Origin of the sequence: Snodgrassella alvi (assembly GCF_002777425.1) — a bacterium.
GTDB classification, from domain to species: Bacteria; Pseudomonadota; Gammaproteobacteria; order Burkholderiales; family Neisseriaceae; genus Snodgrassella; species Snodgrassella alvi_B.
Genome location: NZ_MDVC01000092.1, coordinates 14,062 through 40,520, shown reverse-complemented (window position 1 = coordinate 40,520; position 26,459 = coordinate 14,062). Strand labels below are relative to the sequence as shown.

Annotated in this window: 24 protein-coding genes; 9 read left to right on the top strand and 15 right to left on the bottom strand. The window is 50.7% G+C overall.

The window, feature by feature from the left end:
- On the bottom strand, nt 1–487 hold a 487-nt coding region (locus BGI33_RS09250), incomplete at its 3' end, for an RHS repeat domain-containing protein (protein WP_180298969.1).
- Nucleotides 488–589: 102 nt separating this feature from the next.
- Between BGI33_RS09250 and BGI33_RS14385 the strand changes: the two genes are divergently transcribed.
- Both BGI33_RS14385 and BGI33_RS14380 read left to right on the top strand, forming a co-directional pair.
- Nucleotides 590–748, top strand: a complete 159-nt coding sequence (locus BGI33_RS14385; protein WP_257380425.1) for a hypothetical protein — start codon at nt 590–592, stop codon at nt 746–748.
- Nucleotides 749–806: 58 nt separating this feature from the next.
- Nucleotides 807–935, top strand: coding sequence for a hypothetical protein (locus tag BGI33_RS14380; RefSeq protein ID WP_257380424.1), 129 nt, complete (start codon nt 807–809; stop codon nt 933–935).
- A 50-nt stretch (nt 936–985) separates the two neighbouring features.
- On the opposite strand, the gene BGI33_RS09230 is transcribed toward BGI33_RS14380, so the two are convergent.
- The 9 genes from BGI33_RS09230 to BGI33_RS09190 all read right to left on the bottom strand — a co-directional run bounded on the left by BGI33_RS09230 (nt 986) and on the right by BGI33_RS09190 (nt 11,438).
- Nucleotides 986–2,752 (bottom strand): DUF6531 domain-containing protein, encoded by a 1,767-nt coding sequence (locus tag BGI33_RS09230; protein ID WP_100090915.1) that lies wholly within the window; start codon nt 2,750–2,752, stop codon nt 986–988.
- A 218-nt stretch (nt 2,753–2,970) separates the two neighbouring features.
- On the bottom strand, nt 2,971–3,204 hold the full coding sequence (locus BGI33_RS09225; protein ID WP_100090487.1) for a hypothetical protein: 234 nt from the start codon (nt 3,202–3,204) through the stop codon (nt 2,971–2,973).
- A gap of 216 nt (nt 3,205–3,420) precedes the next feature.
- The gene (gene glmS, locus BGI33_RS09220; RefSeq protein ID WP_100090914.1) at nt 3,421–5,262 is read right to left on the bottom strand and encodes a glutamine--fructose-6-phosphate transaminase (isomerizing); all 1,842 of its coding nucleotides are present in this window, start codon (nt 5,260–5,262) and stop codon (nt 3,421–3,423) included.
- A 402-nt stretch (nt 5,263–5,664) separates the two neighbouring features.
- The gene (locus BGI33_RS09215; protein ID WP_100090913.1) at nt 5,665–5,946 is read right to left on the bottom strand and encodes a FeoC-like transcriptional regulator; all 282 of its coding nucleotides are present in this window, start codon (nt 5,944–5,946) and stop codon (nt 5,665–5,667) included.
- A gap of 144 nt (nt 5,947–6,090) precedes the next feature.
- Nucleotides 6,091–8,415, bottom strand: coding sequence for a Fe(2+) transporter permease subunit FeoB (feoB, locus tag BGI33_RS09210; RefSeq protein ID WP_100090912.1), 2,325 nt, complete (start codon nt 8,413–8,415; stop codon nt 6,091–6,093).
- Nucleotides 8,412–8,654, bottom strand: a complete 243-nt coding sequence (locus tag BGI33_RS09205; protein WP_100090911.1) for a FeoA family protein — start codon at nt 8,652–8,654, stop codon at nt 8,412–8,414. Before BGI33_RS09205 ends, feoB begins: the two co-directional genes overlap by 4 nt.
- Before the next feature lie 345 nt (nt 8,655–8,999).
- Nucleotides 9,000–10,370: a bifunctional UDP-N-acetylglucosamine diphosphorylase/glucosamine-1-phosphate N-acetyltransferase GlmU gene (gene glmU / locus BGI33_RS09200; RefSeq protein WP_100090910.1), complete on the bottom strand. Its 1,371-nt coding sequence runs from the start codon at nt 10,368–10,370 to the stop codon at nt 9,000–9,002.
- A gap of 83 nt (nt 10,371–10,453) precedes the next feature.
- Nucleotides 10,454–10,723 (bottom strand): spore cortex protein, encoded by a 270-nt coding sequence (locus BGI33_RS09195; RefSeq protein ID WP_100090909.1) that lies wholly within the window; start codon nt 10,721–10,723, stop codon nt 10,454–10,456.
- A gap of 70 nt (nt 10,724–10,793) precedes the next feature.
- Complete coding sequence (locus BGI33_RS09190) at nt 10,794–11,438, bottom strand: pyrimidine 5'-nucleotidase (protein WP_100090908.1); 645 nt, start codon at nt 11,436–11,438, stop codon at nt 10,794–10,796.
- 94 nt (nt 11,439–11,532) lie between these two features.
- Between BGI33_RS09190 and BGI33_RS09185 the strand changes: the two genes are divergently transcribed.
- The 4 genes from BGI33_RS09185 (at nt 11,533) to fba (ending at nt 16,362) form a co-directional block, all read left to right on the top strand.
- Nucleotides 11,533–12,540, top strand: coding sequence for a thiamine ABC transporter substrate-binding protein (locus BGI33_RS09185; RefSeq protein ID WP_100090907.1), 1,008 nt, complete (start codon nt 11,533–11,535; stop codon nt 12,538–12,540).
- A 163-nt stretch (nt 12,541–12,703) separates the two neighbouring features.
- Nucleotides 12,704–14,239, top strand: coding sequence for an ABC transporter permease (locus BGI33_RS09180; RefSeq protein WP_100090919.1), 1,536 nt, complete (start codon nt 12,704–12,706; stop codon nt 14,237–14,239).
- Nucleotides 14,233–15,168, top strand: coding sequence for an ABC transporter ATP-binding protein (locus BGI33_RS09175; protein ID WP_100090906.1), 936 nt, complete (start codon nt 14,233–14,235; stop codon nt 15,166–15,168). The genes BGI33_RS09180 and BGI33_RS09175 overlap by 7 nt, the downstream gene beginning before the upstream one ends.
- Nucleotides 15,169–15,297: 129 nt before the next feature.
- Entirely contained in the window at nt 15,298–16,362 is a 1,065-nt protein-coding gene (gene fba / locus BGI33_RS09170) for a class II fructose-bisphosphate aldolase (RefSeq protein ID WP_100090905.1), read from the top strand.
- 97 nt (nt 16,363–16,459) lie between these two features.
- Here the strand turns inward: fba and hpaC are convergent, their stop codons facing one another.
- From hpaC to ffh, 5 genes are all read right to left on the bottom strand, one after another.
- Entirely contained in the window at nt 16,460–16,990 is a 531-nt protein-coding gene (gene hpaC / locus BGI33_RS09165; RefSeq protein ID WP_100090904.1) for a 4-hydroxyphenylacetate 3-monooxygenase, reductase component, read from the bottom strand.
- Nucleotide 16,991: 1 nt separating this feature from the next.
- Nucleotides 16,992–17,444 (bottom strand): homoprotocatechuate degradation operon regulator HpaR, encoded by a 453-nt coding sequence (hpaR, locus tag BGI33_RS09160; protein ID WP_100090903.1) that lies wholly within the window; start codon nt 17,442–17,444, stop codon nt 16,992–16,994.
- A 312-nt stretch (nt 17,445–17,756) separates the two neighbouring features.
- Nucleotides 17,757–20,603 carry a valine--tRNA ligase gene (locus BGI33_RS09155; RefSeq protein ID WP_100090918.1) on the bottom strand — a complete coding sequence of 949 codons (2,847 nt, stop codon included), beginning with the start codon at nt 20,601–20,603 and terminating at the stop codon, nt 17,757–17,759.
- 356 nt (nt 20,604–20,959) lie between these two features.
- Complete coding sequence (locus BGI33_RS09150; RefSeq protein WP_100090902.1) at nt 20,960–21,211, bottom strand: SEC-C metal-binding domain-containing protein; 252 nt, start codon at nt 21,209–21,211, stop codon at nt 20,960–20,962.
- Between the two features lie 189 nt (nt 21,212–21,400).
- Nucleotides 21,401–22,759, bottom strand: a complete 1,359-nt coding sequence (ffh, locus tag BGI33_RS09145) for a signal recognition particle protein (protein ID WP_100090901.1) — start codon at nt 22,757–22,759, stop codon at nt 21,401–21,403.
- A 223-nt stretch (nt 22,760–22,982) separates the two neighbouring features.
- Between ffh and BGI33_RS09140 the strand changes: the two genes are divergently transcribed.
- The 3 genes from BGI33_RS09140 (at nt 22,983) to BGI33_RS09130 (ending at nt 26,310) form a co-directional block, all read left to right on the top strand.
- Nucleotides 22,983–23,783 (top strand): cytochrome C assembly family protein, encoded by an 801-nt coding sequence (locus tag BGI33_RS09140; protein ID WP_100090900.1) that lies wholly within the window; start codon nt 22,983–22,985, stop codon nt 23,781–23,783.
- 51 nt (nt 23,784–23,834) lie between these two features.
- Complete coding sequence (locus BGI33_RS09135; RefSeq protein WP_100090899.1) at nt 23,835–25,238, top strand: MFS transporter; 1,404 nt, start codon at nt 23,835–23,837, stop codon at nt 25,236–25,238.
- Between the two features lie 79 nt (nt 25,239–25,317).
- Entirely contained in the window at nt 25,318–26,310 is a 993-nt protein-coding gene (locus BGI33_RS09130; RefSeq protein ID WP_100090898.1) for a nucleoside hydrolase, read from the top strand.
- The last annotated feature ends 149 nt before the right edge of the window (nt 26,311–26,459 follow it).

Here is a 26,459-nt window from a genome sequence, read left to right as displayed (position 1 = left end):
GATTGCGCTGTATCTGTTTGTGTTGCAGCCGGCTGTTGCGGTCGTATTTGAACTGGGTGTTCAGGCGTCCCTGAGTGCGTAATACTTCGCGGTGCAGGTTGTCGCGTTCGATGTCGCTGATGATGTGGCCGTCGATGTTTATCTGGTGCAGGTGGCCGGAACCGTAATAGAGGTTGTTGATGGTGCGCCCATCCGGCAGGGTGGTGGCGATGCGGTTACCCAGTGGGTCGTACTGGTGGCTGAGGGTGCCCTGTGCGGTGGTTTCGCTCAGCAGGTTGCCCAGCTGGTCGTAGCTGAAGGTGATGAGGTCGGGTTCAGCTTCTGCGGGCAGGCCGGCTTTTTTGTAGCCGACTTTGATAAGGTTGTCGGCTTGGTCGTACTGGTAGGCGGTGTTGCCGTCGGTGGTGTATTTGCCGATCAGGCGGCCGATGGCATCGCGTTTGAAGCGGTGGGTGATTTCGGCACTGCTGCCGGCAGCAAAGTGCACGGCGCTGACGTTATTCAGTGCATCATAGCTTAGTTGTTGTTTACGCCCGTCCAGATCGGTCTGTTCGATCAGGCGGTCGGCAGCATCGTATTGAAACTGGTAGTGTTCGCCGTTTTCGTTGATGAGGGTGTTGAGGCGGCCATAGGCATCGTAGTTAAAGCCGAGTTTGCGTCCGGCAGCATCGATGCGGGTGTGTACCAGTCCGCGCGGGTCGCGCTGGTAGTGGGTGCTGTGGCCGGCTGGGTCGGTATAGGTCAGTAGCTGGCCGGCACTGTTGACGCGGTAGTGTTCCTGTCTGCCGTCGGTTAAGGTTACGCCGGTGAGCTGGCCGGCGGCGTTGTACTGGTATTTGCTGCTGTTGCATTGGGCGTCGGAGATGGTGCTGAGGTTGTTATGCGTCGTAATTGAGTTGGGTGGTGGTGCCGGAGCAGTCTCTGTGTTGGATTAGTTGGCCGTTCTGGTTCCAGCGCAGGTATTTTTTGCCACCGCGGGCATCGGTTATTTGACTATCTGGCCATGCTGGTCGTACTGGTAGTGGGTACGCTGTTTCATGGGATCGATAACGCTGCGCAGGTTGCCGCGCTGGTCGTAGTAGTAACGCCATGTGCTGCCATCGGGGTCGACGCTGATGGTGGGTAAAGCCCAGTGTGGCAGCCACTGGGTTTGGCTGGTACGGCCGAGGGGGTCGGTTTCTTCAGTTTGACGTCCCTGTTCGTCGTAACTGTAGCGCCACTTCCCACCCTGCGGATCGGTGACGCTGATCAGTTGCTGGTTTTCGTTCCAGTCAAATTCGGTGGTCTGCCCTAGGACATCAATGTAACGGGTGAGTTGATAGACTTCGTTCCAGTAATGCTGGCTTACTCGACCCAGGCTGTCATACGCAGTAGTCAGGCGTTTGCTTAGGTCATACTGGAAGCGGTAGTCTTCCAGACGTTTGCCATCGGCTTCACTCCAGTGACGGATGACGCGCCATTCGATGCCATCTGATCCGCTGAAGCTATCCCACTGGTAATGACACTGCAAGCCGGTGGGCAGGCGGTGGTAGTTCATGCGCCGGCCGTTGTCGTAGGCAAATTCTCTGGTGGGGCGGTTTTCTGCATCGATGACTTGTTGCAGGTCACCCTGTTCGTTGTAGTGGTACTGGCTCAGTAGCTGGCTGCTGCCATCGGCTAGTTCTCTTTTGATGTGGGTGACGCGCTGGGGATGGCGTTTATCCTGATAGTGCAGGGAGATGGTGGCGGTGTTGTTGTCGGCGCTGATGTGGCTGATGCGGCTGTGCTGATCGCGGTAGATAAACAGGTGGTTGTCGTTGCGGTCTTGCAGCAGGGTGAGGTAGAGGCGATTAGGCTGGTTGGGATCGGGTTCAAACAGGCGGTAGATGCCGTCATCGTCTTCGATGATCCAGCGATTCTGTTGGCCACGGCGGATGGTGAGGTTTTCGTTTACGCCGCGGATGCCTTCGCCCGGCTGCAAGGCTTCGATCTCAAGGCGCCGGCCTTGTTCTTCTATGTAGACGGCGGAGCAGGAGCCGTCTGGCTGCGGGGAGATTTCCATTTCTACTTCATAGGGGACGCTCCAGCCGGCGCCGAACATGTTATGGGTTCGTTCGTCTCTGCTGCTGTAGAAGCGTTGCCATTCGATGGGGAAATGGGCGGGGATGGTGAAGTCGAGTTCTTCCTGGTCTGTAAGTATTTTGGCGCCGGTAGGTAGATGGACGGGATTGCCTAGAAAAACAGTTGATGCAGCCCTTGTCCCTTGTGCTGTAAGATGGCTGAGAGCAACACCGGTGAAAAAATCTTTCCCAAAGCAGACTATTTTGGTACACAGTTTTCCGGGACGCAATATCGCTGTTGCTACGGAAACTATCAGGTTGATGGGATGTTTGCCGCTTTTGATTTCGCGCACGACAATGGGTTCACCACCGATGCGCACGTTGTTGGAAACTCTGACGCCACCTTTGCAGTTGTCGGTGACTTTGGCTTCGCAGGTGCTGCGGTCGTTGCTGCGTACGGCAGGCTGGCCGTTGATGTAGACTTTGCTGGAGCCTTCGGCCATGTATTCGGCACTACCGGTTAATGTGCCCCAGCCTGCGCTGAGTATGTCGATACCGCCTTCGATAATGCCAAGTGGTGAGATATCTGGTAATTTCTCGGAGTATTTGCTACCCAGATCGGAGAATGAGGATGGGTGTTTGTGGCAAATGATTTTGTCGTCTTCTTTAGGGACAGCCCGTGGGTCTGGAGAGGCAACGGTGGGTCTGACCATTTCTTTGGCTATTAGTGCTGCACCACCAAAGATGCCAGCAGCAATATCGATGAAGGTTGTGGGTTGTTGCGGTTGTTCGCTGCTATCGACTAGTTCTATGCTTGGGTCTATTGTACCTGCGGCGCGAGCTGCTGGTTTGCCGTTGATATGGGTGTTGGGTGAACCTGTTTTGATTCTGCCATCTTCGGAGGGAGGAAATAAGCCACTGACCCAGTCTGCTAACTATGATATCTTGGAGTACCGCCAGAAACGCCCATAACTACGCCGACAAGTGCCCCCAGAACAAGGGCGCTAGTGCCGCCGGTAAATGGAGCTCCCAGTATTAGGAAACTGGCGGCAGCGGTAAGAGCCGTATAGCAGGCTATTTCTACGGCGGCACCGGCGATATCGGCAATTAGTGAGGTATGTAGAAGTACATCGCCCTCTCGGGCAGCCCAGTAAGCTTCTCCCACGCTTATGTCTCCTTTAGGTTGTCATTTGCTTTGGTTGACTTTGTATCTGAAAGCAATATTTTAATTATTTCATATTTTAGTTCATATTTGTTAATTAATGGCTAATAAATAAATTTATGTGTTGTATTTAAGCTTTTTTGTAAATGAATTGATGGTTAAAATAAATCCCTACTATGATTGCATAGTAGGGATTTATTTTAAATTTGAATTGATTTTTTATTCGACTGTTACCGATTTTGCCAGATTGCGCGGTTTATCCACATCGGTGCCGCGTGCCAGTGCGGTGTGGTAGGCCAGTAGTTGTACTGGTATGGTGTGGACGATTGGGGAGAGTACGCCCATATGGCGCGGGGTGCGGATGATATGGATACCTGTGCCGGCGGTAAATTCGCTGTCGAGGTCGGTGAAGACGAAGAGTTCGCCGCCGCGTGCTGCTACTTCCTGCATGTTGGCTTTGACTTTTTCCAGCAGGCTGTCGTTGGGCGCAATCACGACGACGGGCATGTTCTGGTCTACCAGTGCTAGCGGGCCGTGCTTGAGTTCGCCGGCGGGATAGGCTTCGGCATGGATGTAGGTGATTTCTTTGAGTTTCAGTGCGCCTTCTAGGGCGATGGGATAGTGGATGCCGCGGCCAAGGAAGAGGGCGTTGTTTTTGGCGGCAAACTGGTTTGCCCAGCTGGCGATTTGCGGTTCGAGGTTGAGTACGTGCTGTATGCTGCCGGGCAGCAGGCGCAGTTCGCTGGTGTATTGTTCTTCTTCTGCGGGGGTAACCAGCCCGTGCATTTTGCCCAGTGTAACAGCTAAGCCAAATAGGGCTACTAGCTGGGTGGTAAAGGCTTTGGTGGAGGCCACGCCGATTTCGGCACCGGCACGGGTATACAGTACCAGCTCGCTTTCGCGTGGCAGGGCTGATTCCATGACGTTGCAGATGGATAGGCTGTGCTGTATGCCAAGTGATTTGGCATATTTGAGTGCTTCCATGGTGTCGAGGGTTTCGCCGGACTGGGAGATGGTGATGATGAGTTGCTCGGGGTCGGCGATGACTTTGCGGTAGCGGTATTCGCTGGCAATTTCAACATCGGTGGGTATCTGGGCGATGGCTTCGAGCCAGTAGCGCGCGGTAAGGGCGGCATAGTAGGAGGTGCCGCAGGCAAGGATTTTGATGCTGCGGATGCGCTCGAAGATGCTGGCGGCGTTGGCGCCGAAGTTTTCGGGCTCAAAGCCGCCAACGAGAAATACTTCGGCGGTGTCGGTGATGGCTTTGGGCTGTTCGTGAATTTCTTTCTGCATAAAGTGGCTGTATAGCCCCAATTCGAGGGAGGCTAGTGACAGCTCGGACATTTTGATTTCGCGCTCTGCCGGCTGGTTGTGTTTGTCGAGCAGGATGTCGATGCCCTGTGTGGATAACTGGACGATGTCGCCATCTTCAAGAAAGACAACGCGGCGGGTGTAGGCGATAACGGCAGAAACATCGGAAGCGATAAAGCTTTCGTTTGCGCCCAATGCTACCAGGAGGGGGCAGCCCATGCGTACGGCGATGAGTTTTTCGGGGTTGTCTGTGGCGATAACGCCGATGGCATAGGCGCCTTGAAAACGTTGGCATGCGGTCTGTACGGCCTGAAATAGGTTGCCGCTGCTGGTGTGGGTGTATTCGTAATGAATGCTGTGGGCGATGATTTCGGTATCGGTTTGTGAGGTAAATTCATAGCCCAGTGCTTGGAGGCGGCTGCGTTCGGTTTCGAAGTTTTCGATGATGCCGTTGTGGACGATGGCAATCAAATCATTGGAGATATGCGGGTGGGCGTTGGGCTCGGTAACGCCGCCGTGGGTAGCCCAGCGGGTATGGCCGATGCCAAGGGAGCCTTTGAGGCCGGCGGCCTGAGCGGCTTCTTCCATGAGTTTGACGCGGCCAACGCGGCGAACGCGCTTGATGCCGTCTGGTGTCCATACGGCGATGCCTGAGGAGTCATAACCGCGATATTCCAGCCGTTCAAGACCGCTGGTAAGAAATTCTACTACGTTATCCTGAGCGCGAATGGCGCCGACTATACCACACATGGTTTATCCTTTTGCTACACAGGCAGGTTGGGTGGTGCGGATGCGGGATTGTGGTCAGACGGGGCTATGTTGTTGCTGTTATGGTTTGATGCAGCGGTGGTAGCTTGTCTTGTGTGCATCGCAGTGCCTGTTGATGCTGTTTCCATTTTGTTTGAGAAGATGATTGTAATGGAAATGGCGGGTTTGCACAGTAGTGTTTGTTAGTGGTGGCTGGTGCTGAGGGGTGTATTTGGCTGTGCTGATGGTTTATGGTGGTGGGTGTTTGGGGTAAATTGTTTTTATTTATCAATTATTTTGTTTTTTGTGCTGCTGGTGCTGGCCGATATTTGCTCTGGCTGTATGTTGTTGGTATTGATTTATGCTGTCACTTTACTAATGTGTTTTGACTTAAATATGGGGTGTTCAGGCGCTGTGATTAATTGGATTAATGGGGATGGTTGTGCGCGGGCTGGTGACTGCCTGATAGATTTTTTTTACGCCGTCGGGGCAGGCGAGGCAGTCGCTGCATTTGTTCTGGTTACAGGCTGGCTGGCTGGGGGTAAGCTGGCAAATGGTGCCTTTTCTGAGCCAGAAGGCGAGCATTTGCTCCATGGCACTTTCCTGTACTTGAAAATGGCGCGCTAAATCTTGCAGGCTAGCCTGTCCGATGGTGAGGAGGTAGTCGCGAATGGCGGTGATAAGCATATTCTGGTAATCCTCTGCGGGTGTGAGTTGGTGGGTGATTTCTGTTGGTTGGACTATTGAGTGCAAATAGATAGTGATGATATGGGAAATATCACTATCTGTTTGGGTAAATATGTTTGATAGTTGGTAAAAATAGTTTGTTATTTAGTGGCAGCCGTTGTTTGTGCTGCGCGGGCTGGTTTTTATGGTTAGCTGGCTGGTCTGCCACCGGCTGCCGATGAGTTTCATGGCGCAGACGATGATGCTGAAGAGGCAGGCTACGCCGCCAATCCAGTAGGGGGCGCTGCTGCTGTGGCTAAGCTGGTGGTACTGATAATAGACGGTGGCGCAGCTCCAGCCGGTGAGAAATGTCCAGCCAGCGACAAACAGCATCCAGCGCGCGCCTGCTTCGCGGTAGATGGTGCCAAGGGCGGCGGCGCATGGGGTGTACAGTAGGATGAATATGAGGTAGGCCATGGCTGCGGTACTGCTGCCAAAGGAGGCTTCTAGTTTGGTAATGGTTCTGGCGCTGATGTCCATATCCTGCTGTACGCTGTCGGCGCTCTGGTCTAGTGCGCTGAAGCCAAGGGGGTCGAGGAAGGAGCTGGCCAGTTCTTTGATGTTGGTGGGAATGGTTTGCAGGGCTTTGATGACGCCGGCTTGCAGATTGAAGTGTTCTTCGCCGCCATCTTCTTCTGCTTTCATGGAGTACAGGGAGTTGAGGGTGGCAATAACGGCTTCTTTGGCAAAGATGCCGGTAAATATGCCTACGGTAGCCGGCCAGTTGTGTTCGCTGATGCCCATGGGGGCAAATACGGGGGTGATTTTCTGGCTGGCTACAGACAGGACAGACTGGCTGCTGTCGTTGTGGCCGAAAGAGCCATCGCTGCCGAGGGAGTTGAGCAGGCTGAGGATGGTTACCATGAGGACGATGGCTTGTCCTGCGCGGAAGATAAAGCCTTTGAGGCGTGACCATGTGAGGTAGAGCATGCCGCGCAGGGTAGGCAGACGGTAGGCGGGCATTTCCATGATGAATGGGGTTATGGCGCCCGGCAGCAGGGTGTGTTTGAGGATGAGGCCGGTGAGGATGGCCACGCCAATGCCGAGCAGATAAAGGATAAATACGACGGTGGAGGCGTTGTGGGGGAAGAAGATAACGGCAAAGAGGGTATATACCGGTAGTCTGGCACCACAGGACATGAAGGGAATCATGCTGATGGACATGAGGCGGTCGCGGGTGCTGTCGAGGGTGCGTGTGCCCATGATGGCGGGTACACCACAGCCGAAGCCTACCAGCATGGGTACGAAAGCTTTGCCCGGTAAGCCGATGGCGCGCATGCCTCTGTCGACTACCATGGCGGCACGCGCCAGATAGCCGGAATCTTCGAGAAACGACAGGCACAGGAACATGGCGGCAATAACGGGAATAAAGGTGGCGACGGTCTGTATCCCGCTACCGATGCCATTGGCGAGGATGGCAATCAGCCACTCTGGTGCGCTGATTTTGGTAAGCAGGGCGGAAAAGCCGTCGACAAATATGGTACCGAAAAGGATGTCAAAAAAGTCGATGAATACGGAGCCGAATTTCACTGCTACCATGAACATGAGGTACATGATGAGCAGGAAAAACGGGATGCCGCTGTAGCGGCCAAGGGTGATGCGGTCGATTTTGTCGGACAGCGACAGGTTGGCTTCGCGTGGTTTTTCGATAATGCTACGGCTTAGCTGGTCAATGGCATCGTAACGGGCGCTGGCCAGTGCGATGTCGATTTCGTAGTTGCACCAGTCGGACAGGGCATCGCGGCACTGTTGCAAGGTGTGGTTTTCTGCTTCGCTGAGGGGGATGGGATTTTGTTTGAGTAGCAGTTCAATCAGTGCCCACTGGTCGAGCTGATGAATGGCGCTGTCTGCGGGCAGTTGTGCCAGATGGTTGCGGATGATGCTGCTGTATTTGCTGCCAAGGGTGTCGAATTGCGGGTGAGCCGGTACGGGATGGGTAATGGCTGCGGTTATGGCCTGGTGCAGTTCGGACAGGCCGGTTTTTTTGGCGGCAGAAATGGCGATAACCGGACAGCCGAGCTGCTGGGTAAGGGTGCTGATGTTGATGTTTTCGCCTATGTTGTGCAGGGCGTCCATCATGTTGAGTACCACCAGCATAGGCCGTTTCAGGTCGAGAAGCTGAAAGGTGAGGTAGAGGCTGCGTTGCAGATTGGTGGCGTCGATGATGTTGATAATCAGGGTGTCGGGTTCGTTGAGGACGAATTCTCGCGCTATCATTTCGTCCTGTGAGGCGGCTATGTCGAGGTTTTCGATGGCATAGGTGCCGGGCAGGTCGACGATTTCAATTGGTTGCTGGTTTATCTGGATGCTGCCGGTTTTGCGCTCGACGGTGACGCCCGGCCAGTTACCTACTTGCTGGCGGGAGCCGGTAAGGGTGTTGAAGAGGGTGCTTTTGCCGCTGTTGGGATTACCAATTAATGCAATTTTCATTTTTTTACCTCAACTACGCTAATGGCTTTTGCTTCGCTGCGGCGCAGGCACAGGTAGAAACCACGGGTTTTGATTTCCAGTGGGTCGCCCATGGGGGCGGTGCGGATAACGGTGACGTGGCTGCCGGGGGTGATGCCCATGGCTAACAGGCGGCGGCGAAATGGCATGGATTCAGGCAATAGGCGGGTAATGACTGCCGGTTGCCCAAACGGTAGTTGATCGAGGGTAAGTGTTGACACTGCGCTAAACCTTAGGAAATAGGTATTGTGTTGTTGTTCTTAGTGGGAATCATTTTTATTGTACATGATATTACTTTTGCTTGTTAATTTGCATGCATGGATGGCTAAGGGAAGCTGCGGTGTTAGGAATTTGTGTCAAGTTTTTGGTAATGGATGTGATTATTATTTAGTTTATAATCTGGGTATGTTTAAGTTTGTGGTGACTATGTAATTTTGAGCAGGCTGATTCAGTGGCTGTGTGTGCCTGTTGACGGTGAATGCTGGTTAAAAGTGGGTGCGGCAGATGGTTTTCAACCCGTTATGCGGCTGAGGCATGACGGGTTGATGGTGCGGGTAAGGGCTGGTTTATTCTTTGGCCGGTTTTTCTGGGCGTTGCCATTCTGGCAGGGTGGTCTGGCGGCTGCGTGCCAGTGTCAGTTTGTCGGCCGGACAGTTTCTGCTCAGGGTGCTGCCTGCGCCAGTGGTGGCACGGTCACCGATGGTGATGGGCGCAACCAGCATGTTGCCGGAGCCGATGCGTACCTGATTGCCGATGATGGTGCGGTATTTGTTGACGCCATCGTAGTTGCAGGTGATGGTGCCGGCACCGATGTTGCTGTGTTCGCCGATGGTGGCATCGCCCAGATAGGTAAGGTGGTTGGCTTTGCTGCCATAGCCGATGTTGCTGTTTTTAATTTCGACAAAGTTGCCGATGTGCACAGCATCGCCAATCTGTGCCCGTGGGCGCAGACGGGCAAATGGGCCAATCTGGGCGTTGCTGCCAATGATGCAGTTATCCAGATGGGAGTTGGGGTGAATGGTGGTACCAGCGCCGATGATGGCGTTTTTAATCACGCAGTTGGCACCAATGGTAACGTTGTCGCCCAGTTCTATGTTGCCTTCAAGTATCACGTTGATGTCGATAACTACGTCCTGCCCGTGGGTGAGCTGGCCGCGTAAATCAAAACGTGCCGGGTCGCGCAGGGTAACGCCAGCCTGAAGCAGAGCGGTGGCCTGCTGCTGTTGCAGGATGCGTTCCAGTTGTGCCAGTTGCAGTTTGTTGTTTACACCTGCTGCCAGCCATGAAGCGCGTACTTGTAGCGGATGTACGGGGATGTTGTCCTGCTGTGCCAGTGCAATCACATCGGTGAGGTAGTATTCCTGCTGGGCGTTATGGTTTTGCAGGGCATTAAGCCATTGTGCCAGTTTGTGGTTGGGTAGTACGAAGATGCCGGTGTTGGTTTCGCGGATGGCTTTTTCGGCGGTGCTGGCATCTTTTTCTTCGACAATGGCTACAACGTTGCCCTGTTCACGAATGATGCGGCCGTAGCCGGTGGGGTTGTCGAGCACATCGGTCAGCAGGCCAATATCTTCACCGGCGGTGCTGAGTAAATCTTGTAAGGTTTGCTGGTCAATCAGGGGTACGTCGCCATACAGAATCAGGGTACGCCCGCTGCTGCCCAGATGCGGCAGTGCCATTTTTACCGCATGGCCAGTGCCTAGCTGCTGGTTTTGCTCAACCCAGTGCACATCTGCCTGAATGCGTTGCCGCACCAGTTCTTTGCCATGGCCGATGACGACGCTGATGTTGTCGGGGTGGAGGCTCTGGGCAGTGTGGATAACGCGCTCCAGCATGCTGATGCCACCGATTTCATGCAGCACTTTGGGCTGGCGGGAGTACATGCGGGTGCCTTTGCCGGCAGCGAGGATAACGATATTAAGGGGTGTAGTAGGCATAAATCAGTATGTATTCAGATGTATAAACGGGCTGCCAGAATTCATGTCTGATTCCGGCAGCCCTGTGTATGGGTGTATGTGGATTATTCGGCACTGTTGTCTGTGTTTGACCAGTGGGTATGTGCCGGCAGTTTTTCGTTGGCATCACCTACACTGGGTTTCATGACATGAGGTTCGGGACGCATGCTGTTGTAACGCATGTTGTGCGAGTAGGTACCATCCTGATATACCACTCGTGTACCCGGCTCGTATTTCTGGCGTAGTCTGGTTTGGCCGGTGGCATCCTGATAGGTTTCCCATGTACAGCCACTGAGAGCCAGTAAACCGCATAATAAAGAGATTCCCGCACGCATGGCGTTGTCCTTTGTGGTTGGTGATTTATATCTGTTATTGTAGAGAATTTGTGTGCTGGCGTATAGCGCTTCACAGTAGGTCTGAGGCGATGCGCAGCAGGCCGGACATGTCTGAGGCTGTGGCATCGGTTTCAGGGGTGGGATGGCTGTGCTTTCCATACCATACGGTACGCATACCCAGTGCATGTGCGGTTTTCAGGTTGGCCAGACTATCGTCTACCATAATACATTGCTGTGGCTGGATATGCAGTTGCCGGCACAGGTTGTGGTAGGCTTGGGGGTGAGGTTTGTAGTGCAGCTCAATGTTGTCTGTGCCAAGCAGGGCATGGAAGTGTGGCTGGATTTGCATGGTACTGACCAGTGCCTGTACATAATGGCTGGGGCCATTGGAAAAAACTACTTTGTGTCCGGGCAGGTGTGCCAATGTGTACTGTAGCTGTGGCATGGGCTGTAACAGGGGCAGAATCTGTGCCAGAGGATGACAGGCAAGCAGAAAATCGTGCAGGTTTATTTGGGGATGGTGCAGTCTGAGCCCCGCCAGTGTGGCGCCGTAATCCTGCCAGTATTGCTGGCGCAGTTGTGAGGCTGCTGCGCTATCCATGTGCAGGTTAGTAGCCAGATAGGCTGTCATGTGCTGATTGATAATGCTGAAGATGCCTGCATCCGCCTGATGCAGTGTATTGTCAAGGTCGAATAGCCAGTAATGGGTTGTCATGATTTGTAAGTTGGCGTCAGGTTTGTACTATGTACACGTAAAACAGGTATGATTGTACACAGGATATGGATAATTTTAAGTGCAGGAGGCTGGGATGAAGGCAGGTAAGTGGTTAATCGGGACATTATGCATGCTGATGGCCGCATGGGCACAGGCGCAGCCTGAAGTACGTCTGGCGGTGCATGATTCTTTTGCTTTGCCCAAAAATGTTCTGGCTCAGTTTGAGCAGGATAATCAGGTTAAATTAACCTTGATTAAGGTTGGCAGTGGCAATGAGATGCTCAATAAGCTGATTTTAACGCGTGCCAAACCGATTGCCGATGCGGTGTATGGTCTGGATAACAGTAATATCAGCAAGGCACAGCAGTTTAAGCTGTTTGCTGCCAGCCAGCCGGCCAGCCGCGCGGTAAACGTGGACTTGCCGCAGGTGCTGGCAGTGGATTATGGCTATATTGCCATTAATTATGATAAGGCCTGGTTCCATAAACACAAGAAACCTTTACCGCGTTCGCTGGAAGAGCTGGCCAGCCCGGCTTACAAGGATTTGCTGGTGGTGCCCAGCCCGGCCACTTCAACGGTGGGGCTGGGGTTTCTGCTGGCCAATATTGGTGGCCTCGGTGAACAGGGCACGTGGCAGTGGTGGGCAAAAATGCGCCAGAACGGGGTGAAAGTGACCAAGGGCTGGAGTGAGGCTTATTACACTGATTTCACGCTTAACGGCGGCAGCCGGCCGATGGTGGTGAGCTATGCTTCCAGTCCGGTAGCCGAGGTGTATTATGGTAAAGGCAAATACCAGACACCGCCAACTGGCGATTTGCGTTTTAAGGGTGCGGTATTCCGCCAGATTGAAGGTGCTGCGGTGCTGAATAATGCCAGCCAGCCGGTACTGGCGGCGAAGCTGGTGCAATATCTGCAAAGCAATCAGGTGCAAAGTGCTATCCCTACGTCAATGTGGGTTTATCCGGCGGTGAAAGGGGTGAAGCTGCCACATGTATATGCCCATATGAGTATTCCTACTTCTGTTGCCCTACCGAGTATGGCTGATATGGCTGCAAAACAGCAAGGCTGGGTGAAACAGTGGGTGAAAGTGGTGCAACGCTAGGCAGATGTTGGGCGCTGCTCTGAAATAGGGCTGTTTGCCATTGCTAGATTAGGGAATAACAACAGGGCATGGTGGTGCCCTGTTTGATTGTATAAACGGTGAATTTAAAGGTAATGAACAGGTGCATATGAAGGTAAACGGCATTAAAGCAAACGCTGGTGGTATGGCGCAAAAAGTGCTGCTGGGAATGCTGTTACTGTTGCCGCTGCTGTTTTTACTGGCTATGGTGCTGCTGCCGTTGTGGACGATGCTGCAACAAACGGATGCAGACAGTTTCCGTATGGTTTGGCAGGATGAGTATTTGCGCCGTTTACTGGGCTGGACAACTTGGCAGGCCGCTATCAGCAGCGGGCTGACTTTGTTGCTGAGTGTGCCGGTGGCGTGGGTGGTTACCCGTTTGCAGTTTGCAGGCCGAAGCTGGGTGTTGCGTTTGCTGATGCTGCCATTTGTGATGCCGACGCTGGTGGCTGGTGTGGGTATTCTGGCGCTGTTTGGGGCGCAGGGGCTGTTGTGGCATGGCTGGGAAGAAACGCCGTGGTTATTGTTGTATGGGAATGTGTTTTTTAATCTGCCGGTGATGGTGCGTGCGGCCTATCAGGGCTTGTGTCAGGTACCGGCGACGCGTTTGTATGCAGCGCAGACTCTGGGTGCAGGGGTGTGGCAGCGTTTTGTTCGTGTTGAGTTGCCACAGATGTTGCCATGGCTGGCCGGTGGTATGTGCATGGTGTTTTTGTACTGTTTCTCTGGTTTTGGTTTGGCTTTATTGTTGGGGGGTGAGCGTTACATTACGCTGGAAGTGCAGATTTATCAGTTGATTGCCTATGAGCTGGATATGGCACAGGCCGGTGTGCTGGTGCTGTGGACGCTGGCAACGACTTTTTTGGCGGGCATTGCACATGCCTGTCTAAGTAAATATACGACACAAACGGCTATGGTACAGATGCTGCCTGCGCAAAAACCGACTGCACGGCAGAAACTGGCGCTATTGCTGGTTTTGCTGCTGTTGCTGGGTTGTTGTGTGCTGCCCTTGCTGGCAGTTGGCTGGCGTGCCGTGCTGGCAGGCAGTTCGTGGCTGGTATTGCTGGAAAGTACTACATGGCAGGCACTGCTGAATACTTTACGCTTTACTGTAATGGCGATGGTGTTAGCCCTGCTGCTGGGTTTTACGCATGCGGCATTGGCGCAGCGGCTGGCGTGGGTGCGCAGTCTGACATTTTTACCATTTATGGTGTCGCCGGTGTGTGTGTCGTTTGGACTGTTGTTGTGCTACCCGGGCTGGACGGCATCATTAAGTATGCTGGTATGTACCTATGCGTTGCTCGCCTATCCGTTTATTACCAAGGATATACTGGCGGCGTGGGACAGTCTGCCGCGCAGTTATACACAGGCCGCGCGAACATTGGGAGCCAGTCGCATACAGCTGTTGCTGCATGTGATTTTGCCGTTGTTGCGGCCAGCCATGCAGCGCGGGCTGGCACTGGCTGCGGCCACTTGTGTAGGGGAGTTTGCGGCCACGCTGTTTTTGTCGCGGCCTGAATGGCAGACGTTAACTACGCTGATTTATCATTATCTGAGCACAGCCGGCCGTGATAATTATGACCGTGCTATGGTGCTGACTTTACTGTTGATGTTGCTGGCAATGCTGATTTTTGCTTTGCTGGAGTGGAGTAAGGGCAGAAAGGAACAACGCATATGCTGAGCTGGCAACAGATTAATAAAAAGTTTGCTGATAAGGTGGTGGCAGCGGATTTAAGTTTGCAGGTGGCCGATGGTCAGCTGGTGGCGGTATTGGGTGAAAGCGGCAGTGGTAAATCAACTTTGCTGAATATGGCTGCCGGTCTGGTGAAGCCGGATAGCGGCAAGATATTGATTAATGATACAGATATTACTTTTTTACCGCCGGAACTGCGCCGTATTGGGCTAATGTTTCAGGATTATGCTTTATTGCCGCATCTGAATGTCTGGCAGAATGTGGCTTTTGGCCTGCGTATGCATGGGGTAAGTAAATCATGTGCCCGGCAGCAGGCACAGCAGCTTTTAACGGAAGTGGGGCTGGCTGAAGCAGCTACTCAGCCGGTAGGGGTGTTATCCGGCGGAGAACGGCAACGGGTAGCACTGGCGCGGGCATTGATTCTGCAACCGCAGGCATTGCTGCTGGATGAGCCTTTTTCAGCACTGGATACCACTCTGCGAGCCAGTTTGCAGCAATTAACCTTGCGTTTGCTACGCCAGCAGAAATGTCCGGCGGTGCTGGTTACTCATAGCCCGCAGGAAGCGTTTGCACTGGCCGATTGCATCTGTCTGCTCAGGCATGGCCGCTGGGTACAGCAGGGCAAGAAATCTGAATTACTGGCGCAGCCGGCAGATGCTTGGGCTGCGCGTCTGCTGGGCTGCGATAATGTCAGTGATGCCTGCTATATTCCGCAGAATGCGTTGCAATATGACCCGCAAAACGGGGTGCAGGTACAGGTAACAGAGGTGTGTTTAACGGCCAGATCGTATGATGTACAGCTGCTGCATCCGCAATACGGGGTATTGCGCTGGTGGCTGCCACTGCATCAGGCCGTGAATGCGGGTGACTGGCTGCCATTAACTGTACAACGCGAACGAATCGTTTTTTTCCAGTAATTCCCGCGACTGTTTATTCAGGCACGGATTTACTGAATAGTGCATGCACATGCCTACAAACATGATGCTTGATGGTATAATTGCGCCGAATTTTTACCCATTCTTACCAAGTACCCCACGGAGAATCTCATGGCTTTAGTTTCTATGCGCCAACTGCTCGACCATGCTGCAGAAAACAGTTATGGTCTGCCGGCGTTTAATGTCAATAATCTTGAACAGATGCGTGCGATTATGGAAGCGGCCGATGAAGTTAACGCTCCGGTGATTGTGCAGGCCAGTGCTGGCGCGCGTAAATATGCTGGTGCACCGTTTCTGCGTCATCTGATTCTGGCTGCTATTGAAGAATTTCCGCATATTCCAGTGGTAATGCATCAGGATCACGGTGCTTCACCAGAAGTTTGCCAACGCTCTATCCAGCTGGGCTTTTCATCAGTGATGATGGACGGTTCGCTGCTGAGCGATGCCAAAACACCTTCTACCTATGAATACAATGTGGATGTTACCCGTCAAACTGTGTGCATGGCACATGCCTGTGGGGTATCGGTTGAAGGTGAAATTGGTTGTCTGGGCAATCTGGAAACTGGTGAAGCCGGTGAAGAAGATGGTGTTGGCGCTGCCGGTAAGCTCAGCCATGAGCAGATGCTCACCAGTGTAGATGAAGCAGCGCGCTTTGTGCAGGACACTGGCGTGGATGCACTGGCTATTGCCATCGGTACCAGCCATGGCGCCTATAAATTTACCCGCAAGCCTACTGGTGATGTATTACGAATCGACCGTATCCGCGAAATTCACGAACGCCTGCCCAATACCCATCTGGTGATGCATGGTTCCAGCTCGGTACCACAGGAGTGGTTACAGGTTATTAATGAATATGGTGGCAATATTCCGGAAACTTATGGTGTGCCGGTAGAAGAGATTGTGGAAGGAATTAAGTACGGTGTGCGCAAAGTAAATATTGATACCGATTTACGTCTGGCCAGTACAGGTGCGATTCGCCGTTTTCTGGCTACACATCCGGCAGAATTTGATCCGCGCAAATACTTTACTGAAACCATTAAAGCGATGAAACAGGTATGTATCGACCGCTATGTGGCATTTGGTGCGGCTGGTCATGCAGACAAGATTAAACCGGTTTCTCTGGAAAAAATGGCTAACCGCTATGCAGCGGGTGAGCTGGTACAGATTGTAAAATAAATATTTCTGCCAGCTATAACGGGCTGTACCAGTATGGACAGTCCGTTTTGTTTATCAGTGCCGACAGATATTAACAGCCAGTTTGCAGGGAAATGCTTCAGACATAGTCTGCTTCACACACTGGTGCAGCAGTTTGAGCAAATTGCCGCTGAAAATACAATAATCCCTGATTTTCCTGCGAATTAACGTTGATATGCTCAATCGCTACGTAAAACACACTGTGACTGCCCATATCATGGCTGTCGATAATGTGGCCGTGTAAATGTGCCAGTGCCCCCACTAACTGTGGTTGGGTAGTATGGTGGTGATTTTGCCATTCGTTCTGCAAAAAGCGCTCGCTTGCCGAAATGGATGTCAGGCCGGCAAAGTGCTCGGCTACGTCCTGTTGTGAAGCGGCCAGAACATTAACACATAGCTGCCCATTGGCACACAGAATCGGCTGAATGCGGGCATTGCGGTTAATACATAATAATAGTGTGGGCGGGGTGTCCGTTACCGACGTGACAGCAGTGAGGGTGATGCCATAACGTCCGGCATGGCCTTCTGTGGTGACAACGTGTACTGCTGCCGCCACTTTGGACATGGCTTCCCGATATTGCAAAGCCATGGTTGAGGATGGTTGATCCATGTTATCTGGTTTCTTTTTCTTCTTTATCAACAGCAATATTGGTAAATTCTTTCAATAGTTTACCCAGTTGTTGCAGTTTTTCCTGCGTAAAACGCTGTTCCAGTACTTTGTAACGTGCATCTACTGCGACACAGAAATCTTCATACAGTTTTTCCCCTACCGGTGTCAGTTTCAGAAATACCCGTCGCTGATCATTGGAGGGTTTGAGGCGTACCGCATAGCCCAGTTTTTCCAGCCGCGTCAGGATCCCAGTCAGGCTTGGGCGCAGAATGCATGCCTGTTTGGCCAGTTCCTGAAAATCCATAATACCATTTTCTGCCAGTAAACGGATAATACGCCATTGCTGGTCGGTGATACCAATATCATTCAGCATGGGCCGAAAATGGGAAAGTAATGCTTCGCGTGTCTGAATCAGGACGATGTTGAGGGATGAGTATTTAGATGTGTTTACCATCTTGTTGCTCCAATCTTTCAGTATATCCAGTTCATATGTCTTTGGAATATTAAACCAAAAAATAAGACATTATTTCTGAATTTTACATAAGATTATTATAAAATTAAATAATTATGTGTAAATTAAATACAAATTACATATATTGTTTTTATTTAAAATATTGTTTTATAAAGAAAAAATATTTATTATCAGGACATTCTTGGCTGCTATAAAAAACCACCAGACTGAGCAGACATATAGATATTGCCAGTGTTTCAGATCTATATATATGCTTATGGTCTGGTGGATGCTATTAGAACATGAATAATTTAATCAGCGGTATTTTTGCAACTGCAAATTGATTTTGCCCATTCTGTCCTGCAATTGTGCCAGTTCGCTGCGGTCTTTTTCTACCAGATGTGCCGGAGCCTTATCGGTATAGCCCGGTTTGGCCAGTTTATTGGCAATCTTGTCGATATTTTTCTGTAGCTTTTCTGCTTCTTTTTGCAGACGGGCGGTTTCGGCGGCTTTGTCTACCTCTACTTTCAGCATCAGGCGTGCACCCTGACATACTGCTACCGGCGCATCATCGCCTTCCGGTAATTGTGCTACCTGTTTGGCTTCACTCAGGCGCGCCATAAGCAGCAGATAGGGCAATAATGTACCCAAATCCGTTGTACTTTCTACCAGTAGCGGCACTTTCACACTCATGGCCAGCCCCATTTCACCGCGCAGATTACGTACGGAATTCACCAGCTCCTGCAAATAATGCATCTGGTTTACCGCTTCAGTATCAGCCAGGCTGTTGTCTGCCTGTGGCCATGCTGCCAGCATGATGCTTTCGGTATGCTTTGCATTGGCCAAAGGCGCGATGGTTTGCCACAGTTCTTCAGTAATAAACGGCATAATCGGGTGCAGCAGACGTAACACCACTTCCAATACCCGTACCAGTGTACGCCGAGTTGCACGCTGCTGCGCTTCGTCACCACGCTGGAGCTGGGTTTTGGCCAGTTCCACATACCAGTCGCAATAATCATTCCAGATAAATTCATACAGCGTTTGTGCAGCCATATCGAAGCGGTAGGTATCCAGTGCCTCACTTACTGCTGTGATTGTCTGTTGCAGACGGGTCAGCAGCCATTTATCAACGAAACTGTAGCTTAATGGCTGGCTTTCATCCTGTCCGCAATCGTGGTTTTCAATATTCATCAGCACAAAGCGGCTGGCATTCCACAGTTTATTGCAGAAGTTGCGATAGCCCTCGGCGCGCTTGAAGTCAAAATTAATGCTACGGCCAAGACTGGCATAGCTGGCCATGGTAAAGCGCAGTGCATCAGCACCAAATACTGGAATGCCGTCAGGGAATAGTTTTTGTGTGGCTTTGATTACCTGCGGTGCTTTTTCCGGCCGGCGCAGACCAGTCGTGCGTTTTACCAGCAATTTTTCCAGATCAATGCCATCAATCAAATCTACCGGGTCAATCACATTGCCTTCAGATTTAGACATTTTTTTGCCTTCATGGTCGCGCACCATGCCATGAATATAAACATCATGAAATGGTACTTTACCAGTGAAGTGGGTAGTCATCATAATCATGCGTGCTACCCAGAAGAAAATGATTTCATAGCCGGTTACCAGTACCTGAGATGGCAAAAACGCCTGCAATTCGGGAGTGTTTTGCGGCCAGCCCAGAGTAGAGAAGGGCACCAGTGCGGAAGAAAACCATGTATCCAGCACATCTTCATCGCGGGTTAATACCGCATCTGCACCGGCCTGTGCACGTGCTTCGGCTTCATTACGTGCAACATATACGCGGCCAGACTGGTCATACCAGGCCGGAATTTGGTGCCCCCACCACAACTGACGTGAGATACACCAGTCCTGAATATTATTCATCCACTGATTATAGGTATTTACCCAGTTTTCCGGAATAAAGCGTACCTGTCCGCTTTCCACGGCATGGATACATTTTTCGGTTAAAGTTTTACCTTTGAATTCTGATTCCGGTTCCGGATGGGCAACATCATTGTTGGCGCTGCGGGTCATGGCTACAAACCATTGACTGGTCAGCATCGGTTCAATCACACTGCCGGTACGGTCGCCTTTTGGCGTCATCAGCTTGTGTTCTTCTACCTTAACCAGCAAGTCTTCCGCTTCAAGGTCGGCTATCATCTGTTTACGTGCAGCAAAACGATCCAGACCAGCATATTTTGCCGGCAGATCGATAGCTGTCTGTGCCTGCCCCTGAAAATCGAACACTTCTGCCTGCGGCAGGATTTTGGCGTCCAGACTCAATACATTAATCAGTACAGTCTGGTGGCGTTTACCCACTTCGTAATCGTTGAAGTCGTGTGCCGGTGTGATTTTTACACAGCCAGTACCAAAGTCTTTATCCACATATTCATCGGCAATCACTGGGATGGTACGGTCTGATAATGGCAGGATTACCTGTTTACCAATAAAGCCGGCATAGCGTTCATCATCAGGATGTACGGCCACGGCTACGTCACCAAGCAGGGTTTCCGGGCGGGTAGTGGCCACAATCAGGGCATTGTTTGGGTCGTCGGCCAGTGGATAGCGGATATGCCACATATGGCCGTTTTCCTCAATATTTTCCACTTCCAGATCAGATACGGCCGTACCCAATACAGGGTCCCAGTTCACCAGCCGTTTACCGCGATAAATCAGTCCCTGCTCAAACAGGCGTACAAATACTTCGGTTACCACCTCAGCACGAACTTCGTCCATGGTGAAGTATTCGCGGTTCCAGTCTACTGAGCAGCCGACACGGCGCATTTGCTCAGTAATGGTGCCGCCGGAGAATTTTTTCCAGTCCCAGATTTTGGCAATAAACGCTTCTCGACCCAAATCATGGCGAGAAATATTTTCTACCGCCAGCTGACGTTCCACCACAATCTGGGTTGCTATACCGGCATGGTCAGAGCCGGGAATCCAGCAGACATTTTCGCCTTTCATGCGATGATAGCGGGTCAGGCCATCCATGATGGTCTGGTTAAACGCATGCCCCATATGCAGCGTACCGGTAACATTGGGTGGTGGTAGCTGAATAGCGAAAGAAGGCTTACTTAAATCCAGTGATGGTGTGAAATAGCCGCTCTGTTCCCATTGCTGATACAAACGGGTTTCAATTTCACTCGGAGAATATTGGGTATTTAACATGGTTACGAATTGGGAAAAAATCAAAAAAATAAGACTTCGATTATAACTCATGCATTAATGCATGGTTTAAGATGATGCGCTTTTGTTAAATTCTGAATAATATGGCAGCAAACTACGCGTTGTGAGCGTGTGAAAGTAAATCAGATGAGTAATGATTTGCCGGTAATATCGCTGAAAAAGTGAAGTGCAGGGTATATCAGTACGGTGATTGGCTGATATCGGTGTCAGCATATCCCGATTGCTGTGTCTGTTGATTATTTGCTCATAAATCAGCTATGCAAAAGCAATTAATAATCTTCCGGTATACTCATAATACTAGCAGCATACCGGAAGATAGCAATTAAAAGCTGATTAAATCAGTAACAGTACAAGTGGCAGAAATCAGCGGAAATAGTCATGTCTGTTGCTGCCATCGAAAGCAGCCTGTTTTTAGGCAACATTTTTTGAAAGCTGCGGCCGGAGCCGCATGGACAGCGATCATTGCGACCCAGCTTTTCATGCAAAACTTTATCGCCATGAACAATCCGTACCAATCCGCGTTTAACGCTGGTTTCGGATGGGAAACCTTTACGACGTTTACTGGTTGGCTCAAAAAAAGCCTTTATCATTAAATTTACGCATAATATTACTCCTTTTTAGGCAGAGTGATTAAACAGAAAGAATCAACTGTCCTGAATAATTTACAATAAAAATATCAGTCTGTACAGGCTGAATTAAAGCGTCTGCTCAGGTGGCACTGATAGCAGAAATAAAAAACTGCCTGAACAAGAATTCAGGCAGTGCGTTGATGATTTAGATTATTGCGGTATGATACCTTTTATGCCTTTGGCCAGACGCATCAGTTTACCCATACCGCCCTTGCTAAATGATTTCATCATTTTCTGTGACTGCTCAAACTGTTTGAGCATTTTATTCACTTCCTGCACGGTAACGCCGGAACCATTGGCAATGCGGCGTTTGCGGCTGGCTTTGATCAACAGCGGATTGGCGCGTTCCTTAGCTGTCATCGAATTGATGATGGCTTCTACCCGGTTCATGGCTTTTTCTGCTGTGCCTTCCGGTACCTGCTTGGCCATTTGTCCCATGTCGCCCGGCAGTTTGGACATAATTGATTCAATCCCGCCCATTTTGCGCATTTGCTGAATCTGTGCCTTAAAGTCATTCAGGTCAAAACCTTTGCCTTTATGCAGCTTTTTCGCCATTTGCTGCGCGGTTTTTTCATCAATGCCTTTTTGCACATCTTCAATGAGTGAAAGTACATCGCCCATGCCAAGAATGCGTGAGGCCAGACGGTCTGGGTAAAATGGTTCCAGACCATTGATTTTTTCACCGACACCGATGAATTTAATCGGCTTACCGGTTACATGGCGTACCGATAGGGCGGCACCACCACGGGCATCACCGTCCATCTTGGTTAATACCACACCGGTCAGGGGCAGGGTGTCATTAAAGGCCTGTGCCGTGTTCACTGCATCCTGCCCCTGCATGGCATCCACCACAAACAGCGTTTCCACCGGATTAATCGCCGCATGAATCTGCTGGATTTCGTCCATCATTTTCTGGTCAATAGCCAGCCGGCCAGCCGTATCTACCATCAATACATCATAGAAATGTTTTTTGGCGTGATCCAGTGCATTCAGGGCAATGTTAACCGGTTGTTCACCTTCATGAGACGGAAAAAAATCCACCTCAACCTGCTGAGCCAGTAATTTTAACTGTTCAATCGCTGCCGGCCGGTACACGTCGGCGGAAACCACCAGCACTTTTTTCTTTTGTTCATTTTTCAGCAGCCGTGCCAGTTTGCCTACGGTGGTGGTTTTACCTGCCCCCTGCAAACCAGCCATCAGAATGACAGCCGGTGGTACCGCGGCCAGATTCAGGCTGCTGTTCTCGGTACCCATCAGCTCGGTAAGGGCGTCATTCACCACCCCGATAAATGCCTGCCCCGGCGTTAGGCTGCCAACGACTTCCTGCCCGACTGCACGTTCTTTTACAGAAGACATGAAATTTTTTACAACTGGCAGGGCAACGTCTGCTTCCAGTAGTGCCATACGTACTTCACGCAGGGCATCCTTGATATTGTCTTCACTCAAACGCGCCTGTCCGCGCAGGGTTTTCGCAATTTTACTAAAGCGATCTGATAAATTGTCTAGCATCGAAACCATCTCCAGCTATGTGTAAGCAGCCTGTGTATATCGGGTGAAAATTGTCTATTGTCAGTAATTGACGCAATAAATGGGTAGGATAAGAAGCGATTTGGTTATAAAATGGCATCTTGTTGCTATGCCTGCCCAAGTTTGGAGCAGGCATAACAATAAATAATTGCCTATTTTACACTATGCGCGCCAAAATTTGGCGCGCTATTGCTGCGGAAAAATCATGAGCTTATTGCTGCTGGTGCTTATTCTTGCCTATGCCGTACTTTCTGTGCTGGCATGGCGGTTTTGGCAACACCATACGGATGTGCCCTATCCGTTGCGAGGTGAGCAGTCACTGTTGCTGCTGGTATTATTGCTGCATACCTTTGTGGTGTGGCAGCCAATGTTACAGCAACGGGTGCTACTGGTAGGGTTTGGTCATGCACTCAATCTCATTACCTGGTTGATGGTGGTGCTGTATTGGGTGGGCAGTTTTCGCTATCGACTTCAGGGATTGCAGTTAGCACTGTTTCCCTGTTCAGCAGTGGTATTGCTGATTGCCTGGCTGTTGCCGGGGCGGCCTACTGCTTACCTAATGCACAATAGTGCATTCATGATACATGTTTTGTCTGCATTGCTGGCATATGCCTTGTTTGGCATTACCGCACTTCTGGCTATGCTGATGCTGGTACGCAACCATTATTTGCACCGGCATAAAACTGTACCGCAGCAATCATTCCTGCCGCCATTGCTGGCGATTGAAAAATTAATGTTTCAAGGTTTACAGGCGGGATTTGTGCTTCTGACCATTGCGGCTGTCAGTGGCACAGTGTTTTCTGAGGCTGTGTTTGGTGAACCGGCACGCTTTAACCATAAAACGGTGTTTGGCGTGCTGTCGTGGCTAATCTATCTGGTTATCCTGTTCAGACACCATACTCAGGCCTGGCGCGGGAAAAAAGTGGCTTGGTGGGTCATTGTGTCATTTGTCAGCCTGATGCTGGCTTATATAGGCAGCAAGTTTGTGCTGGAAATTTTGTTTTAACCTTTTGTTTCTAAGTAGTATTACCCTGATTTGTAACCATAGGATATTTGAATGAGTGACTTACAATCGTCAGTTGACAGCCATGAGCAGAGCGCAGCTGAACAACGTTTAGCCACCCCCGAAGGACGACTGGAATTTATTAAGGCAACACTTTCCTGCTGGCTTGGAACCACCATGGAATATGTGGATTTTGCCCTGTATGGCCTGGCCACAGGCCTGGTGTTCAGCAAGGTATTTTTTCCAAATGTAAGCCCTAAAATTGCTTTGTTATCTAGTTTTGCCACTTATTCAGTTGGCTTTCTTGCCCGCCCGATTGGTGCCATTTTCTTTGGTCGGCTGGGCGACCGTAAAGGACGGAAATTCGTACTGGTAACCACTATTGCCCTGATGGGAATTTCCACCACCCTGATTGGCTTTATTCCCAGCTATGCCACCATTGGCATATGGGCTCCCTTGATTCTAGTCATGTTACGTTTTGTACAGGGCTTTGGTGCCGGTGCCGAGCTTTCAGGTGCTACGGTTATGCTAGGAGAGTATGCGCCGCCAAAACGGCGTGGTCTGATTGCTTCCATAATCGGCATTGGTTCCAACAGTGGTACGCTGATTGCTTCTGCGGTATGGCTGCTGGTATTAATGCTTGATGATGAAGATGTGATTAGTTGGGGCTGGCGTATCCCATTTATCCTCAGTGCTGTGATTGCCATTGCTGCAACCCTTATCCGCCGGCATGTACGTGAGACACCTGTTTTCGAACAGGAACAAAACGAATTAAAACAACTACAAGCTCAACCACAAACCGTTACTTCTACCCAATCACCAGTTGACACTCCGTCTAGCAAAACTTCGTTCTGGGCAAGGAATAAAGCCTTTTTTGTGATGCTGGGCTTGCGTATTGGCGAAAATGGCCCATCTTATCTTGCACAGGGCTTTGTCATTGGCTATGTAGTCGAATCTCTGCAAGTTAGTAAAACTGTTGCCACTACGGCGGTATTTATTGCCTCTCTACTGGGTTTCTTTGTGATACCTTTTGCCGGCTGGTTGTCTGATCGTTACGGTCGCCGTATTGTTTACCGCTGGTTTTGTTTCTTGCTGATGCTGTATGCCGTTCCGGCCTATATGTTTCTGGAAACCCGTGATCCATTTATTGTAGGCAGTATTATTGTTATTGGTATGTGTCTGGCTTCACTGGGTATTTTCGGTGTGCAGGCAGCCTATGGTGTGGAGCTGTTTGGCGTACGTAACCGCTATTCCAAAATGGCTCTGGCCAAAGAACTCGGTGGAATCATATCGGGTGGCACAGCATCATTAGTAGCCTCAGCATTACTGAAGCATTATCAAACATGGTGGCCGATTGCCATATACTTTGCAGCCATGGCCGGTATTGGTTTCTTCACCACATTCTTTGCTCCGGAAACCCGCGGACGCGATCTGAATGCGGTAGAAGACGCTATTTAATCGCTTTGACAAACTGATTGAAACATATGTAACGGAGTCAGCCACTGACTCCGTTACCATTGACGCATAGGTAATACTTATGAAGCGCATCGTGATTGACTGTGATCCCGGTAATGGCATTGCAGGTGCAAATGTTGATGATGGTCTGGCACTGGCGCTGGCACTGGCCGCAGATTCAATCAAACTTGAACTTATTACCATTGTGGCCGGTAATACACCACGTGATACCGGCTATCAGGTAGCCCGCCAGCTATTGCAAGAGCTGAATAAAGATATACCGGTAGTTAAAGGTGCGGCACAGGCACTGATTGAACCGGCCGCCCCATGGCGCGAACAGCTGGACAATAATGTTCGCAAACAGGGACTGCTCTCTTTATGGGATAATCTGCCGCCATTGCCCGCACTCAACGACCACAGCGCACCTCATGCTGCTCAGGCGATTGGCGAACTGGTGTGTGGCAATCCCGGAGAAATCACCGTAGTAGCCATCGGCCCGTTAACCAATATTGCCCATACCATTCAACTATATCCGGATTTTGCCCGTTCGGTAGCCGAAATCGTTATCATGGGTGGTGTCTTTCAGTTGGACGGCTATCTGAAAGATACCAACTTTGCAGTCGACCCTGAAGCAGCCAAAATTGTAATTGAAAGCGGTGCCAACATTACACTGGCTCCTCTGGATGTCACTACCCAGACTATGCTTACCCATCAGGATTTGGATAAACTGCAAAGCTTTGCCAATCCGCTAACCGACTTTATCGTGCGCACTTCACGCCCATGGATGGATTATTCCATCCAGACCCGTCATCTTGCCGGTTGCTGGATTCATGATGTTTTATGTGTGGCCAAACTGATAGACAGCAATATCGTTACCAGCTCGCCCTATATTGTTGACGTATCCACTGCGCGCGACTATACCCGTGCCAGCAGCCGCCGCTGGAAAGAAGGTGCCTTAAGACTCACTGTAGGCATGCCTGAAGTAACTCATCAGCCTGTCAATGTCATGGAAAGTGTGGATAACCAACGTCTGCTTGATATCATATTCAACGCATTAGGCCAGTATCGCTGCTAGGCGGGTAGAAAACTGGTTTAGAAAATGACGTATACAAAGACAAACCTAACTCTAGAACAAAAATAACTATTTATGGCTTTATAGCCATGTCGGTAACGCTAATCCGCACCAAAGATATTGCATTCGTTTATACTCGTGATTAGGATAAA

What these genes read in the sequence shown, in the direction of transcription:
- BGI33_RS09230 (WP_100090915.1), bottom strand. Translation starts at nt 2,752, where the DNA reads ATGGTCAGACCCACCGTTGCCTCTCCAGACCCACGGGCTGTCCCTAAA.
- glmS (WP_100090914.1), bottom strand. Translation starts at nt 5,262, where the DNA reads ATGTGTGGTATAGTCGGCGCCATTCGCGCTCAGGATAACGTAGTAGAA.
- BGI33_RS09215 (WP_100090913.1), bottom strand. Translation starts at nt 5,946, where the DNA reads ATGCTTATCACCGCCATTCGCGACTACCTCCTCACCATCGGACAGGCT.
- feoB (WP_100090912.1), bottom strand. Translation starts at nt 8,415, where the DNA reads ATGAAAATTGCATTAATTGGTAATCCCAACAGCGGCAAAAGCACCCTC.
- glmU (WP_100090910.1), bottom strand. Translation starts at nt 10,370, where the DNA reads ATGCCTACTACACCCCTTAATATCGTTATCCTCGCTGCCGGCAAAGGC.
- BGI33_RS09195 (WP_100090909.1), bottom strand. Translation starts at nt 10,723, where the DNA reads ATGCGTGCGGGAATCTCTTTATTATGCGGTTTACTGGCTCTCAGTGGC.
- BGI33_RS09190 (WP_100090908.1), bottom strand. Translation starts at nt 11,438, where the DNA reads ATGACAACCCATTACTGGCTATTCGACCTTGACAATACACTGCATCAG.
- BGI33_RS09185 (WP_100090907.1), top strand. Translation starts at nt 11,533, where the DNA reads ATGAAGGCAGGTAAGTGGTTAATCGGGACATTATGCATGCTGATGGCC.
- BGI33_RS09180 (WP_100090919.1), top strand. Translation starts at nt 12,704, where the DNA reads ATGGCGCAAAAAGTGCTGCTGGGAATGCTGTTACTGTTGCCGCTGCTG.
- BGI33_RS09175 (WP_100090906.1), top strand. Translation starts at nt 14,233, where the DNA reads ATGCTGAGCTGGCAACAGATTAATAAAAAGTTTGCTGATAAGGTGGTG.
- fba (WP_100090905.1), top strand. Translation starts at nt 15,298, where the DNA reads ATGGCTTTAGTTTCTATGCGCCAACTGCTCGACCATGCTGCAGAAAAC.
- hpaC (WP_100090904.1), bottom strand. Translation starts at nt 16,990, where the DNA reads ATGGATCAACCATCCTCAACCATGGCTTTGCAATATCGGGAAGCCATG.
- hpaR (WP_100090903.1), bottom strand. Translation starts at nt 17,444, where the DNA reads ATGGTAAACACATCTAAATACTCATCCCTCAACATCGTCCTGATTCAG.
- BGI33_RS09155 (WP_100090918.1), bottom strand. Translation starts at nt 20,603, where the DNA reads ATGTTAAATACCCAATATTCTCCGAGTGAAATTGAAACCCGTTTGTAT.
- BGI33_RS09150 (WP_100090902.1), bottom strand. Translation starts at nt 21,211, where the DNA reads ATGATAAAGGCTTTTTTTGAGCCAACCAGTAAACGTCGTAAAGGTTTC.
- ffh (WP_100090901.1), bottom strand. Translation starts at nt 22,759, where the DNA reads ATGCTAGACAATTTATCAGATCGCTTTAGTAAAATTGCGAAAACCCTG.
- BGI33_RS09140 (WP_100090900.1), top strand. Translation starts at nt 22,983, where the DNA reads ATGAGCTTATTGCTGCTGGTGCTTATTCTTGCCTATGCCGTACTTTCT.
- BGI33_RS09135 (WP_100090899.1), top strand. Translation starts at nt 23,835, where the DNA reads ATGAGTGACTTACAATCGTCAGTTGACAGCCATGAGCAGAGCGCAGCT.
- BGI33_RS09130 (WP_100090898.1), top strand. Translation starts at nt 25,318, where the DNA reads ATGAAGCGCATCGTGATTGACTGTGATCCCGGTAATGGCATTGCAGGT.